We start from the raw sequence: 14,423 nt of genomic DNA, 5'->3' as shown, positions 1-14,423 counted from the left end.
AAAAAATACTCATGCATACTTTTTCAGAGCTGCCACTAATCTATGCTTGTATTCAAAAATATCTTTCACATCTTTAATTTCAACTTTACCAGCTTCATCATCAAAGAACTCTACTCGCTTGACACTCTTGCCATTGAAGTGTAGGCGGCAAATTGGCCTTCTATTGTTATCATCAAGCAAGATACCACAATAACTCTTAGTGTCGCGCATAACTACTCTAACAATATCGACTTGGTCACAAACCATTGCTCTAACGATATTATAAGCATCGATCTCTTCTTGAGTAGTCTCAATACCATCATCTGGCACTAAATCCTCCTCAACTACTTCTATTTTCACTGATTCAGCAACTGCTAAGTCATTAGAATTGAGTGCCTTCTTAAGGCGAGTATCTACCTGCTCGCGAATAAACTGCTGAATTGCCTCGTAAACAGTAGGCTTAAATTCGCTTATAATACTTTGTGTCATACGCCCTTCGTAAATACGTGACACCAAGAACTTCACAAAATCTTCGGGTACATCTGAAATAAGATTTGAAAACTCTTCCTGAATTAAAGAAATATATTTTAATTGACTAGCAGAACCTAGAATATTGTCAACTTCAAAGTCGCTCTTACTAAACTTCTTAAGCTCTTCAAGATCACGATCATTATGATCAAGTAAATCAAATCGGAAGAAAGGCTGATCGTCTAGTTTATTCCTATCATCTAAATCAGAGAAGAAACGATACTCGACGCCATTAGTCAGCACCCCAAAACGAGCAGGAGTCACACTAAAATAACGATAGAGCTGGGTGAAATGTGCTTGATCTAGATTCATACCAAGCGGCTTGCATTCAATCAACACTGAGATCTCACCATCCTTCATGATGGCATAGTCGACCTTCTCTCCCTTTTTCTTGCCGATATCTGCAATGTACTCAGGAATGACTTCACGAGGATTGAATACGTCATACCCCAATATCTGAAGCATCGGTAGTACCAATGCTGTCTTGGTCGCCTCTTCAGTAGTGATGTGAGAACTTTCCTCACGAGCACGACGGACTAACGGCTGAAAGCGTTCAATCAGGCTCATCTTTTTCTTCCCTGTGTAAATTCAATCCTTCAATTACTACTCCCAATAGAATAACTGTCAACATGGATAATAAAAACCCCGCATTCACGGGGTTTTTATTATCTTTTTATACGGTCCGTAGCGTTAATGCGCTTCTTCCCAGTTGTCGCCTTGCTCGACTTCGACGAGCAGCGGGACGTCGAGAGCGGCGGCGTCTTGCATGCGTTGGGCGACGTCTTTCATGAAGGCGTCGACTTGCGCTTCGGCGACTTCGAAGACGAGTTCATCGTGTACCTGCATAACCATCATGGCGTCGTAGCCTGAGTCACTGTCCGCTAGCCAGGCGTCCACGTCGATCATGGCGCGCTTGATGATGTCAGCGGCGCTGCCTTGCATCGGGGCGTTGATGGCGGTGCGTTCAGCAGCACTGCGGCGCGCGTGATTGCGCGAGCCGATTTCCGGCAGATAGAGGCGACGGCCGAAGATGGTTTCGACATAGCCTTGATCAGCGGCAAGACGGCGCGTGTCTTCCATATAGGTCGCAACGCCCGGATAGCGATCGAAGTAGCGTTCGATATAGGTCTTGGCCTTGCCCGGCTCAATATTGAGCTGACGCGACAGCCCCCACGACGACATGCCGTAGATCAGCCCGAAGTTGATCGCCTTGGCACTGCGGCGCTGGTCCGTGCTGACACGCGCCTCATCGACACCGAAGACTTCCGCCGCCGTGGCTGCGTGCACATCGCGATTCTCAGCGAAGGCCGACAGCAGCCCTTTGTCGCCCGAGAGGTGCGCCATGATGCGCAGCTCGATCTGAGAGTAATCCGCCGCGACGATGCGATAGCCGGGGCGTGCGATGAAGGCCTGACGAATACGCCGCCCCTCTTCGCTGCGCACCGGAATGTTCTGCAGATTCGGATCAGACGATGACAGACGGCCCGTCGCGGTCACCGCCTGGTGATAGCTGGTGTGCAGACGACGCGTGACCGGATTGACCAGCTGCGGCAGCTTGTCGGTATAGGTGCTCTTGAGCTTGGTCATGCCGCGATGGCGCATGATGATCTTGGGCAGCGGGAAATCCAGCGCCAGCTCTTCCAGCACCGCTTCAGCTGTCGACGGCGCGCCCTTGGGCGTCTTCTTCTTGACCGGCAGCTTCTGCTCCTCGAAGAGAATTTCGCCCAGCTGCTTGGGCGAGGCGAGATTGAACTCACGACCCGCCAGCGCAAAGGCTTCCTTCTCGGCCGTATGAATCTGCTCGATCAGCTCACGCGTCTGGGTGTGCAGCCGCTCCGGGTCAATCGCGACACCGTTGCGCTCGATACGTGCCAGCACCGGAATCAGCGGGAATTCGAGCTGTTGGAGCACCTCTTCCAGGCGGCCGGTTCTGGCGACCTGTGGCCCCAGCAGCGCCGCCAGACGCAGGGTGATATCGACATCTTCACAGGCATAGGGCATCGCCTCTTCCAGCGCGATCTGATCAAAGGTCAACTGCTTGGCGCCCTTGCCCGCGATATCGGTGAAGCTGATGGTCGTTTCACCCAGATACTTGAGCGCCAGCGAATCCATGTCGTGACGTGTCACCGTGGAGTTGAGCACGTAGGACATCAACATGGTGTCGGCCAGTGGGCCAGAGACGGGAATATCGTAGCGCGCCAGCACCTCGATATCGTACTTGAGGTTCTGGCCAATCTTGGTGATGGCGGGGTCTGCCAGAATCGGCGTCAGCGCGGCCAGTACCGCCTTGCGGTCCAGCTGAGCGGGGGCATCCAGATAGCTGTGCGCGACCGGAATATAGACGGCCTCGCCTATCTCCAGCGCCATGCCGATGCCGACGATATCGGCTTCCATGTAGTTGAGACTGGTGGTTTCGAGATCGAAACACAGCGAGGTGCTGGCACGCACACGCGTCAGCCACTCATCCAGCTCAGCCTGTGTGGTGATGGCGCGATAGTTGCGCTCTTCACGCGGCGGCAGCACGTCAGGCGTCATGTCGTCGTGTGCGCCGTCACTCTCGATGACAGGCGCTGGGGCAGCAGCGGCCTTGTCCTTGTCAGTTGCGGGGGCAGCGACCGGCGCGATGCTATCGCCGAACAGGTCTGTCGCGGCCACACCGCTGTCCTTCTCGTCGGCGTGCGGGGTGGCGGCCATGTCACCGCCCTCCAGCAGCTCCTTCAGCCACGCTCTGAATTCCATCTCTTTATACAGCTCGACCAGCGCGGCGGTGTCCGGCGCGGCAATCGCGAGATCATCCAGGCCGTGTTCCAGCTCGCAATCCAGCTTGATGGTGGCGAGGCGATAGGAGAGATAGGCTTCATCGCGATGCGCTTCCATCTTCTTGGCCAGTGTCTTGGCGCCACGGAAGCTGAGCGTCTTGATGCGATCCAGATCGCCATAGATGGTGTCGAGACCGCCTTCCATGCCTTGCAGCAGGCCCAGTGCGGTCTTCTCGCCCACACCCGGTACGCCGGGAATGTTGTCGACCTTGTCACCCATCAGCGCGAGGAAATCGATGATCAGATTCGGCGGAATGCCGAACTTCTCGGTGACGCCGTCCACGTCCAGCGTCTCGTTCTTCATGGTGTTGACCAGCGTGATGTGCTCATTCACCAGCTGCGCCATGTCCTTGTCACCGGTAGAGATGACGGCATCACGCCCGGCTTCAGTCGCCAAGCGCGCCAGAGTGCCAATGACGTCATCCGCCTCGACACCCGTGACACACAGCAGCGGCAGGCCGAGGGCGCGCACGCAGGCATGCAACGGTTCAATCTGCAGACGCAGGTCATCCGGCATCGGCGGGCGCTGCGCCTTGTACTCGGCGTACATGTCATCGCGGAAGGTCTTGCCCTTGGCATCGAACACGACCGCCATGGGGCTATCCGGATACTGGCGAATCAGGCTCTTGAGCATGTTGATCACCCCCTTCACGGCGCCGGTCGGCAGCCCCTTGGAGGTGGTCAGCGGCGGCAGAGCATGAAAGGCGCGATAGAGGTAGGAAGATCCATCGACGAGAACGATCGGCGTGGCGGCCATGAGCAGTCGCATCCGTAGGCTGAAAGGTGGGGCCGGGGCAAACGCCGGCGACAATGCGCTCATGATACGCAAGGGCTGACGACACGCCCAGCCGCCATCCACGATCAACGACACGCAGGCGGGCTAGTGCAGTCGAGAGACGGGCGACGTAAACTGCTCCCAACGGGAGCGCCTGATCACCAGACGACAGGCCGGCTACCCATCTGCACGTCAGCGCACAGAACGTTGCGCTCAGGAGATATGCCATGCGCACGATTGCATCTTCCGCCCCGCGTTGTACCTTGACACTGCCTCGCCTGCTGGCCGCCAGCCTGCTGGTGGCGGTCACCAGCCTGAGCGCACCATTGGCCGTGGCCGAGAGTGACGCACCCAAGCCGCAGGTCACCAGCCGCCAGCAGGATGACCGCACGCTGCGCGAATATCGCGTCAACGGCCATCTGTTCGCGATCGAGGTCATTCCCAGAGAAGGCGCGCCCTTCTTCCTGCTCGACAGTGATGGCAACGGCAATTTCATCAAGTCCGGCGTGAAAGACGCCGGTCAGCTGCAGGTGCCGGGCTGGGCGCGTAAAAAATGATAAGCTCCAGTCAGCAATACGTTTGATGTCAGGCCTGCCTCTCGGCGGCCTGACGTTCAGCGCAGCCTCACCTCTGCATCCCCACAATAATTCTCTCCGCGAACGGCACAGTCATGACGTGCAGGGCAGCGGCGGGACAGGCACATTCGGCGAGAGTCACAGATGGCAGTCTTTACCCCCCTGAGCCACGATCAGGTCGCACAGTTTCTGGCAGAGTACGATGCAGGCACGCTGACCTCCCTTGAGGATGTCGCGCATGGCACCGAAAACTCGACCTTCTTCGTCACGACCGACCGCCGTGAAATGGTGCTGACACTGTTCGAGCAGGGCGAGCACGATGAGCTGCCCTTCTTCGTCGAGTTGCTCGATTTTCTCGCCAATCACAAGCTGCCCGTGCCCGGCCCGCTGCATGACCACGACGGCCAGGCGCTCAAGTCACTGGCGGGCAAGCCTGCGTTGCTGTTTCCGCGGATGCCGGGCCAGTGGCCTGTCGCGCCCAACACCACGCAGTGCGCCGAGATTGGGGCCGCGTTGGGTCGCATGCATGCCGTCTCGCAACACTTCACTGGCCAGCGCCCCAATACTCGTGATCTCAACTGGATCAAGCCGATGCACCACAAGGTGCTGGCGTATCTGACGCCGAGCGATCAGACACTGATGGCCGACGAGATCGATATCTGTGAAGACGCTTTCAGCGGTGTCGATCTCCCGCAGGGCGTATTGCATGGTGATCTGTTCCGCGACAACACGCTGTTCGATGGTGATCGCCTCGGCGGTATCATCGACTTCTATAACGGCTGTACCGGTGACCTGATCTTCGATCTGTCGATCGTGGTCAACGACTGGTGTTCGCACGACGATGGCCGCCTGGATAGCGCGCGTTATGACGCTCTGCTCGGCGCCTATCTCGCTGAGCGTCCGATGAACGCTGATGAGCGCCGCCTGTGGCCGAGCATGCTGCGCATGACCGCACTGCGCTATTGGTTGTCGCGTCTGCTGGTGGTGTATGTCGATCCGCCCGCGCACAGCCTGACGCCGAAAGACCCGGCACAATATCGTCAGTTGCTGGGCCGTCGTATCGAAGAAGGCGCGCTGCCGCTACCTGAAGCGACGCTGCCCGCCTGAAGAATACGCGTCATGCGCTAAAGCGATTGCCTGCAGGCTGTCAGCAGGCATAATGCGCCCCCTGAGCGCCCGCATCCCGTGCGGGCGTACTTGTCTTCTCCGGTGCCACTGAGCTGATGCCGCTTAGCTGATACTAGTGAGCTGATGCCAGACCACCGGGCTTGCCTTCACGCCGTCCATCTCCGGAGACCGCGATGACCTCCTTTGCAGCCGAAGCACGCCGCACCTATAACATTGACCAATGGGGCAGCGGCTATTTCGACGTGGGTCAGGATGGCCTGACGCTGGTGCGCCCACAGGGCGAGCCGGGCACTCCCGCGTTGTCGCTGATTTCGCTGGTCGACAAGGCGCGCGAACAAGGCCTGCGCCTGCCGCTACTGATTCGCTTTGCCGACATTCTGCATGACCGCGTCGAGCAGCTGTGTGCCGCCTTCGATGCCGCCATTGAGTCACGCGGCTATGGCTCCAGCTACACCGCGGTCTACCCGATCAAGGTCAATCAGCAGCGTCGCGTCGTCGAAGAGCTGCTGGCGACCAACGAGCGCTCACGCGGGCGCGTCGGTCTGGAAGCCGGTAGCAAACCGGAACTGCTGGCCGTGCTGGCGCTGTCGGACAATGGCCCGTCGGTCATCGTCTGCAACGGCTACAAGGACCGCGAGTACGTGCGTCTGGCGCTGATGGGCGAGAAGCTCGGTCATCGCGTGCATCTAGTGGTCGAGAAGGCCAGCGAGCTTGAACTGGTGCTGGAAGAGGCCAAGCGCCTTGGCGTGCGCCCGCGCATCGGTCTGCGCGCGCGCCTGGCGACCATCGGCAAGGGCAACTGGCAGAATACCGGCGGCGAGAAATCCAAGTTCGGCCTGACCGCCAGCCAGATCGTCGCGCTGGTCGAGCGTCTGCGTGAGGTCGATGCACTCGACTGCCTCAAGCTGGTCCACTTCCATCTCGGTTCCCAGATCGCGGATATCAGCGATATCCAGCGTGGCCTGGCGGAATGTGCTCGCTTCTATCAGGGGCTGCATGAGGCTGGTGCCGGCGTGGAAATCGTCGATGTTGGCGGCGGCCTGGGCGTCGACTACGAAGGCACACGCTCGGAAAGCGCCTGCTCGCTCAACTACTCCATGCGTGAATACGCCGACTATGTGGTTGGCGCCTTTCACGCCGTCTGCGAAGCGCATGACCTGCCGCACCCGCACATCATCTCTGAATCCGGCCGGGCACTGACGGCACATCACGCCGTGCTGGTGACGGACGTGATCGGTGAAGAGCGTGTCGACCTTCCGCTGCCGGTACGTCGCGAGGATGATCTGCAGATCGCGGCACTCTGGGCACAGGCCGGTCGCCTCGATGGCGCGCTGGAACCACGTGAATTGGTCGAGATCTACCACGCCGTGGTGCATGCCCAGAAGCAGGTGCAGGAACGCTTCGTGATGGGGCTGGCCAGCATCGCCATTCGCGCCGAGGCCGAGGCCATCTACACCAACGTGTGTCGCAGCCTATCCACGCGCCTTGATGCGCGCCAACGCTCACACCGTGCGGTACTGGATGAGCTGAACGAGAAGCTGGCCGACAAGCTGTTCGTCAACTTCTCGCTGTTCCAGTCGCTGCCGGACATCTGGGGCATCGCGCAGATTTTCCCGATTCTGCCGCTGACGGGGCTGAATCGTGCGCCGACGCGCCGTGGCGTGATTCAGGACATCACCTGTGACAGCGATGGCCGTATCGACACCTATGTGGATGATCAGGCCTCGATGCGACCCTGCCGCTGCCAGAATGGAATGACGATGAAGAAAAGCTGCTGGGCTTCTTCATGGTCGGGGCGTATCAGGAAATTCTCGGTGACCTGCACAACCTGTTCGGTGATACCGATTCCGTGGATGCAAGCCTGGGCGAAGATGGCCAGTGGCAGCTCTCGCATGCCATTCAAGGTGACAGCGTCGCTCAGGTACTGCGTTACGTGAACTTTGACCCTGACCATCTGGCGGCGCGCCTGGCGCGTCAGCTCAAGGCCTCTAGCCTGAATGCATTGGAACAGGCTGATTTGCTGGAAGACCTCAAGGCAGGTCTCGATGGCTACACCTACCTCGAGACCTGAGCGACACTACTGATTTTTCGGCGCTGACCTTTCGCCGCTAATAAACGCCAAAAGCCCCTGCCGGATCACCGGCAGGGGCTTTTTTTGTGCAGGATGAATGCCTTGTCAGATCACGCTTCGTCAGACATGCCCAATCAAACGCACCTCGTCAAATATGCGCTAGCTCGATCACGCTACGCTTCGCGTCGTCGTCTCGATGCGCAGCAGTTCACCGCTGCCGTCCGGCGCATCCAGTGCCAGTGCCAGCGACTGCTCCGGATTCAGCTCACCGACGCCTTCCGGTGTGCCCGTCAGCACGACATCACCCGGCAGCAGCGTGAAGCTGTGGCTGATCTCGCTGAGTAGACGTGCCACGGGGAACAGCATCAGACGAGTCTCCGCGACCTGCCGCTGCTCTCCATCAATCGAGAAGCGATAATTGAGCGCCTGAAAATCGACATCATGCAGGGTGCCATCAGCGTCTCGCCAGCGCGGCCCTTCCAGCGGCACGAAGGCCGAAAGCGGACAGCTGCCATCGAAGGCCTTGGCCAGTTCCCACGGCTGACCCTTGGCCTTGAGCTTGCTTTGACGCTCACGCAGGGTCAGATCCAGCGCCAGCCCCATGCCCGCCAGTGCCTCCAGCGCTTCCTCTTCGCTGGCCTCACAGAGTGGCTTGCCGATCAGCAGCGCCAGTTCAGCTTCGTAATGGTACTGACCACGGCGATGCGACAGCGTCAGTGGCTTGTCCAGTGCTACCACGCTGGTCGCCGGCTTGATAAACAGTAGCGGCTCGCTGGGCACTTCATTGCCTAGCTCTGCAGCATGCGCAGCATAGTTGCGCCCGACACACACCGCCTTGCCCAAATCATGGGCAAAGACACGGCCATCACTGAAACGTGGTGTGAAACGCTGGGCAAGTGGCATGCAGGGCTCCTGTCGGATAGTGAAGATACAGCGTATTGAAGGCGTTCAATCTTACGCCGCCTCTGCTATCGTTCACTACAACACTATCGTCAGAGATTTCGTTGCCTTGGTGGAACCTTGGGTTCATCAAATCGGTTCACCCAGGCGGTATTCCTCACACTAGTGGCTGACGCCATCGGTGCGCTCAAGCGCATCCCAGCCTCCGTCATCACGATGCGCCAGAAACTCAGGTCGCGGCCGAGATGCGGCATACGGTGCCTGCATCGCGTTATCGACGCGGTTATAGACGAAGAAGGCATTGCTGCGCGGGTCCGGCGACATGTTGGCGTTGGAGCCATGCAAGGTATTGCAGTCAAACATCAGCAGACCACCCGCCGTGCCCGTCGGCGCTTCAATGCCCCGCTCGGCGACTAGCTCACGTAGCGCCTTACGCGATGGCACTCCGACTTTCTGCGATTGCAGCGACGACTTGTGATTGTCTTCCGGCGTCTCGCCAAGACAGTGCACAAAGACCTTATGCGAGCCGGGAATCAGCATCAGCGGGCCATTGAAGTGGTGATTGTCCGTCAGGATGATCGAGGCACTGACGGCACGCATCTCCGGCATGCCGTCTTCGGCGTGCCACGTCTCGAAATCAGAGTGCCAGTTGAAGCCCTTGCCCTCGAAGCCCGGTTTGTAATTGATGCGCGACTGATGGACATAGACGCCTCCGCCTAGAATCTGGCGGGCACGCCCGATCAGACGCGGGTCTTCTGCCAACTGACGAAAGCGCTCAGACAGGAAGTGCACGGCAAATATCGAGCGGATCTCACGACTCTTGGGCTCAGTAATGGTGAAGTCACGCCCCTGCCACTCCTCATTGTCGAGCAGCGCGGCCAGCTCGGCCTTGAGCACCTCAACCTCCTCCTCTGCCAGAAACTCCGGCTCGAAGATGAAGCCGTCACGCTCAAAGCGCTTGAGCTGCTCTGCTCCCAGCGGCCCCTCATCAGCATGTGAATGAACGATGGGCTCTTGCCGTGTCTGCCAGAGATGCTGCGGCGGCTGACTCAGGCGCGTGGGGTAGGCATCTTCTGCGGCAGAACCACGGTCGCTGCCGGATTGGTCAAGATAGGCTTCTGGTGCCTGACAGCGATCAGCATCTACCTGGCGCATACCAAGGCGCTGACCAGTATCTGACGCAGCATGATGTGCTCTGCCACCGTCATGGGCGCGGTAGCTGCGCTGCTTGGAGGCTGAGGCGGTGGCGATGTGGCGAGAATTCATATGGCGTGAAGCTGTCATCTTGCTCTCCTTAAGGCATCAATGGCTTGCATTGAGGAAAGAGGAATCTGGCATCTTGCAGTACGGAGTCTCCGCATAGGGACTATGTGGACCCGATAGCTAACTTCAACCCCTCGCGGCACGGATAAATCACAGAAATATCAGCCTTGGCATCGTTAAAACACCATTAACCACTGCACTACCCTCCTCAGACTCGCGCTCGCGAGAAGATGACAGCTCTACCGACATACGACTGACAATTTTTCTCAGTCAGCCCGCCGCATTATTACAAGCTCATTCAGCCTTATCGTGACTCTCATCAAGGCTAATAATCGAGTCTTATCATCCCCTAATACCGCCACATCGAATGCTAGTGATTTTCTTCAATCCGCCTCGCTTTTTGCAAATTGCAGCACCCCCTTATTTTGCAAAAAATCGTTAAGTCACTAAAAAACAACAGCAATAAACTTGGCATACTTCCTGCCACTTAGAAATACAGAAACACAACTGATAGACACATATCAGAGTACAAGAACGGCGCAGGATGATGCGTCACACCAGGGGAACTTCCAGCATGTTAAAGCCACGTATTTGTATGGCCGCTTGCATGGCCACAGTGCTGGGGGGCTGCGCTACTGTCGAACCACAATTCGATAATATCGAGCCCGTTGTTGGGCCGCCAGTCACCTCAAACAATACGCCTTACAGCGAATGTCTCGCCTCGCTTAGCCGAGTAGAGGGTATCGATAATCTACCGGTCATTGCTGTCGGACAAATCACTGATAAAACCGGACAGAGAAGCTATTCCACTGTTACCGAGAGCGCCGCTGTCACTCAGGGCGTATCTGAAATGCTGATCAGTGCGCTCTACAAGACTCAGAAAGTTCACTTGACCGAGCGCTTGGATGTTCGCGTCCCCCTGGCCGAACAGCAACTCTTCGAGCAAAAGGCCTTGGCCTTCGCGCCCCGAAAACTGGCGGTACTGCCCTCTAATTTCGTGGTTTTAGGCGCACTGACAGAACTAAATTACAACATTTCCAGTGGCGGAACCCGCCTGTTTGTCAGTGGTATCGGTGCAGGTCTACGCACCGCTGTCATCAATGTCGGGCTGGATCTTCGCATGGTCGATATTCGTACCTTCCGCACCATCTATGTCACCAGCTTGCAGAAACAGGTCGTGGGTTATGAGGTCGAGGCGGGTATTTATCGCTTCTTCGGCAACCAGCTAATCGAGTTTGATTCCGGCGCAGTGCGTAATGAACCACTGCAGCTGGGCGTGAGATCAGTCGTGGAGATGGGCGCATACCAACTTCTGACTGAAGGCCTGGGACTCCCTGTCCCTGCAGGAGAGGATTGTCAGCTTCATCCAGGCCAGCATGTTGCCACTGACAAGAGCAACACGCGTGAAGTTGCAGCAAGTAATACAACCGCAACACCAGCAGTAGAAACATCAACAACAGAAGTACCCGCAGCACCAAGCGCAGCACAATAAGTCAACATTCATGAGGAACATGACAATGACTACTTATAATAAGCTCGCAGTCGCTATCGGCCTCGCCAGTGGCATCATGATGGTAAGCCAGGCACATGCCTTCGAGAACGTGAACTGGAAATGGCATGGGCACGTCGACACCCATATCAAGGTCAAGGCCAACATTGATCCCACTATCGTTGATCCGGGTGGCTTGGTGATGGTCGAAAACCTTCAGAAACAGATCGGCGATGTCAGCTCTACCGCTATCGTCAAAGATGTCAGCTATGGCAGTGGTCCGGGTGAAACCACTGTCGAGACTGGCAACTTTGCCGGAGCTGCCGCTGGCGCAGCAGCGAGTGCTGGTGCATACAGCAGCCGGTATGGCAGCAATAGCGGCGCAGACGCAGTGGCGGGGGCCGGTGCCATCGCAGGCAGCTACATCAACACCACTACGACTGACCCTGTCATCAATGAGGACATCGTCAATCTGGAAAGCCTTGAAAATGCGGCGACCTCCGTGGGTAACAACGCTTCAATCGAGAGCGATGCCATGGTCAACCTGCATAACGAGCAGTTCCTGGCGGGCAGCGGCGGGTATGGCTACCACATGGGGAGCGCCGATATCGATTCACTGGCCAAGGTCGAGAATATCCTCAACCTGAGCGTGGACAATGCCGCAACTTCCGTGGGCAACAACCTGTCGGTCACCCAGGACACTACCGGTCTTGATACTGCACTGATTGCCGACAATACCCAGATGAGCTTCGCTAACGTGACCTCCACTGCGCGGGTCAGCAACATCACACTCGGCCTGCCACCAGTGGGTAACTTCGAAGGCCCGGTTATCAGCAATGTCGCAACTTCAGTGGGCAATAACATGTCCATCAATGTCGGGCCACAGACCGCCACTCCGTAAACCGGCAGCACGCAGTCAACACACGCGGGGCAACCCGCGTGTGTTTCATTACCTGCACTATTCAGGGTGCAGCAAGCGTCAGAAACTGCATATTTCAACAACGGTGTGCTTCAAAGGCTTAAGGAGTAAGACATGAACGCTTTCACGCGTATCGGCCTGGGACTTCTGAGTACAAGCTGCCTGATGGCGAGTGTCGTAAGTGCTAGCTCGTTGATGGGCCCCTTCCCCTATGACTTCCCTGCCCGAAGTTCAGAGTCCGCCTTGATTCTGTACGAGAGCAAGAAAGCCGGTAGCCTGGGTGAAGGTTCAGATACCAATATCGGTGAGTACACACTCAATACCGGCAGCAGTACTGCGATTGGTAACTGGCAACAGATCCAGCAGACGCTCAGTGATGGTTCAACCGGCACTATCGATGGCAATGCAGATCAGTCAGCCGATAGTAGTTCACAAACTGCCACTACCGACCTCACGCACACGACCAACAATCAAGTAAATGAAGAGGAAGAGCCATGATAGATGACCGTGAATCCCGAAGCCTGTCGTCACTGGGTATTGAGTCTTACGTTTCAAACGAGAGGAGAGAACTAGTCAGTAGCTCGGCCTGCAATGCTGAGAGGCCTGTCACTTGAAGGGAGGGATAAAAACCTACTAAAAACCGTCAAGCTCATTCTCAACAACCGATTACGCTTGGATTAAGGCACATAGAACAACTCACACCGAAGACTCAACGATAAGAGTCCGCGTGCCATATCCGCGAGGCTGTCATTAGAAACAGCCGTACAACAATGCTTTCACAGCGCATTCGCTCGTTGAAGTGCTGTAGAAAGATAAGCAGGAAGGGAACATCGCTCATGACCGCACTGAAGGCTCATCATCAGGCTGCACCGGCTGCCTCCGCACTGAACCTGGCTGCCGACTCCTCCATCATTCCCAGAGTCAGGGAATTATCGGTACCGCGGCGTCACGGTTTTGAGGGGTTTATCGGAGGCTCATCGACCATGCAGACCCTCTATCGCACCCTCATCCAGGTCGCCCATTCGGACGCCCCGATCTTCATTACTGGCGAAAGCGGCAGCGGCAAGGAGCTATGTGCGACAGCCATCCACCGTCACAGCCCAGTGCGTGATGGACCCTTCATTGCGGTCAATTGTGCCGCGATTCCTGCGGAACTGCTGGAGTCCCAACTATTTGGCCATGTGCGTGGCGCCTTCACTGGCGCTGTCAGTGCCCAACAAGGACTCGCTGTCGCCGCCGACGGTGGCACGTTATTTCTTGATGAGATAGCAGAACTACCGCTGCCGCTACAGAGCAAGCTGCTGCGCTTTTTACAGACGGGCCAGGTGATGCCTGTCGGCGCCACCCGCACGACTGAGGTCAACTGCCGCATTGTCTGCGCGACTCACCAAGACCCTCGCCAGCTGGTCGATACACATCGCTTCCGCGAAGATCTTTTCTATCGCTTGCACGTCATTCCCCTCAAGGTTCCGCCACTACGTGAGCGCGGGAAGGACATACTGGAGATCGCCAATGGCTTGCTGACCCGCATGGCGAGTCATGAGGGCAAGCACTTTACGCACTTGAGCTCGTGCGCCGAGCAGCAGCTGCTGACACATGACTGGCCCGGTAATGTACGTGAGCTGGAAAACACTCTGCGTCGAGCCATCATTCTCAATGAAGGTGAGGTACTGACCGCCGCCATGCTCGATCTTCCCGCGAATCACTCTGCAGTCGGCAGGCACGTTACAGCGATGCGGTCACCAATACTCTCGGAAAGTGACGACCCCTGGCTGCGCCCGCTATGGATGGTAGAGCGTGACGCGATAGAGACGGTTATCGAGGCCTGCGAAGGTAGCATTCCTCGCGCTGCCGCGATTCTGGAGATTGCGCCTTCAACCATCTATCGCAAACGTCTCAGCTGGCTGGCTCAGCATCCGGAAGCCCCGACAGCACATTGAGCACGCGTCATAAGAATGAGAAGAGAAGAGAAGAGAA

General features: G+C 57.1%; 10 protein-coding genes and 1 pseudogene. 7 read left to right on the top strand and 4 right to left on the bottom strand.

Features of this window, described 5'->3' with window-relative positions; translation table 11 throughout:
- Nucleotides 1–9: 9 nt before the first annotated feature.
- Nucleotides 10–1,074: a type I restriction endonuclease gene (locus BF12_RS0114260; protein ID WP_024952858.1), complete on the bottom strand. Its 1,065-nt coding sequence runs from the start codon at nt 1,072–1,074 to the stop codon at nt 10–12.
- A 123-nt stretch (nt 1,075–1,197) separates the two neighbouring features.
- Nucleotides 1,198–4,083 (bottom strand): DNA polymerase I, encoded by a 2,886-nt coding sequence (polA, locus tag BF12_RS0114255; protein WP_024952857.1) that lies wholly within the window; start codon nt 4,081–4,083, stop codon nt 1,198–1,200.
- 245 nt (nt 4,084–4,328) lie between these two features.
- Between polA and BF12_RS0114250 the strand changes: the two genes are divergently transcribed.
- The 3 genes and pseudogenes from BF12_RS0114250 to speA all read left to right on the top strand — a co-directional run bounded on the left by BF12_RS0114250 (nt 4,329) and on the right by speA (nt 7,875).
- A complete protein-coding gene (locus tag BF12_RS0114250) occupies nt 4,329–4,658 on the top strand; it encodes a DUF2782 domain-containing protein (protein ID WP_024952856.1) in 330 nt (109 codons plus the stop codon).
- Between the two features lie 162 nt (nt 4,659–4,820).
- Nucleotides 4,821–5,783 carry a homoserine kinase gene (locus BF12_RS0114245; RefSeq protein WP_024952855.1) on the top strand — a complete coding sequence of 321 codons (963 nt, stop codon included), beginning with the start codon at nt 4,821–4,823 and terminating at the stop codon, nt 5,781–5,783.
- Between the two features lie 194 nt (nt 5,784–5,977).
- Nucleotides 5,978–7,875, top strand: a pseudogene (gene speA / locus BF12_RS20335) (biosynthetic arginine decarboxylase).
- 168 nt (nt 7,876–8,043) lie between these two features.
- Here speA and BF12_RS0114235 read toward each other — a convergent pair.
- On the bottom strand, nt 8,044–8,778 hold the full coding sequence (locus tag BF12_RS0114235; RefSeq protein ID WP_024952854.1) for a fumarylacetoacetate hydrolase family protein: 735 nt from the start codon (nt 8,776–8,778) through the stop codon (nt 8,044–8,046).
- A gap of 159 nt (nt 8,779–8,937) precedes the next feature.
- Nucleotides 8,938–10,059 carry an ectoine hydroxylase gene (gene thpD, locus BF12_RS20330; protein WP_024952853.1) on the bottom strand — a complete coding sequence of 374 codons (1,122 nt, stop codon included), beginning with the start codon at nt 10,057–10,059 and terminating at the stop codon, nt 8,938–8,940.
- 586 nt (nt 10,060–10,645) lie between these two features.
- On the opposite strand from thpD, the gene BF12_RS20325 reads away from it, so the two are divergent.
- The 4 genes from BF12_RS20325 (at nt 10,646) to BF12_RS20320 (ending at nt 14,386) form a co-directional block, all read left to right on the top strand.
- The gene (locus BF12_RS20325) at nt 10,646–11,530 is read left to right on the top strand and encodes a CsgG/HfaB family protein (RefSeq protein ID WP_246116450.1); all 885 of its coding nucleotides are present in this window, start codon (nt 10,646–10,648) and stop codon (nt 11,528–11,530) included.
- A 25-nt stretch (nt 11,531–11,555) separates the two neighbouring features.
- Nucleotides 11,556–12,428, top strand: coding sequence for a hypothetical protein (locus BF12_RS0114220; protein WP_024952851.1), 873 nt, complete (start codon nt 11,556–11,558; stop codon nt 12,426–12,428).
- Nucleotides 12,429–12,560: 132 nt separating this feature from the next.
- The gene (locus BF12_RS0114215) at nt 12,561–12,944 is read left to right on the top strand and encodes a hypothetical protein (protein WP_024952850.1); all 384 of its coding nucleotides are present in this window, start codon (nt 12,561–12,563) and stop codon (nt 12,942–12,944) included.
- A gap of 338 nt (nt 12,945–13,282) precedes the next feature.
- Nucleotides 13,283–14,386 carry a sigma-54 interaction domain-containing protein gene (locus tag BF12_RS20320; RefSeq protein WP_051511026.1) on the top strand — a complete coding sequence of 368 codons (1,104 nt, stop codon included), beginning with the start codon at nt 13,283–13,285 and terminating at the stop codon, nt 14,384–14,386.
- Nucleotides 14,387–14,423: the final 37 nt, after the last annotated feature.

The organism is Cobetia crustatorum (assembly GCF_000591415.1).
Taxonomy (GTDB): domain Bacteria; phylum Pseudomonadota; class Gammaproteobacteria; order Pseudomonadales; family Halomonadaceae; genus Cobetia; species Cobetia crustatorum.
This window is presented reverse-complemented; position numbering and strand designations above follow the sequence as displayed.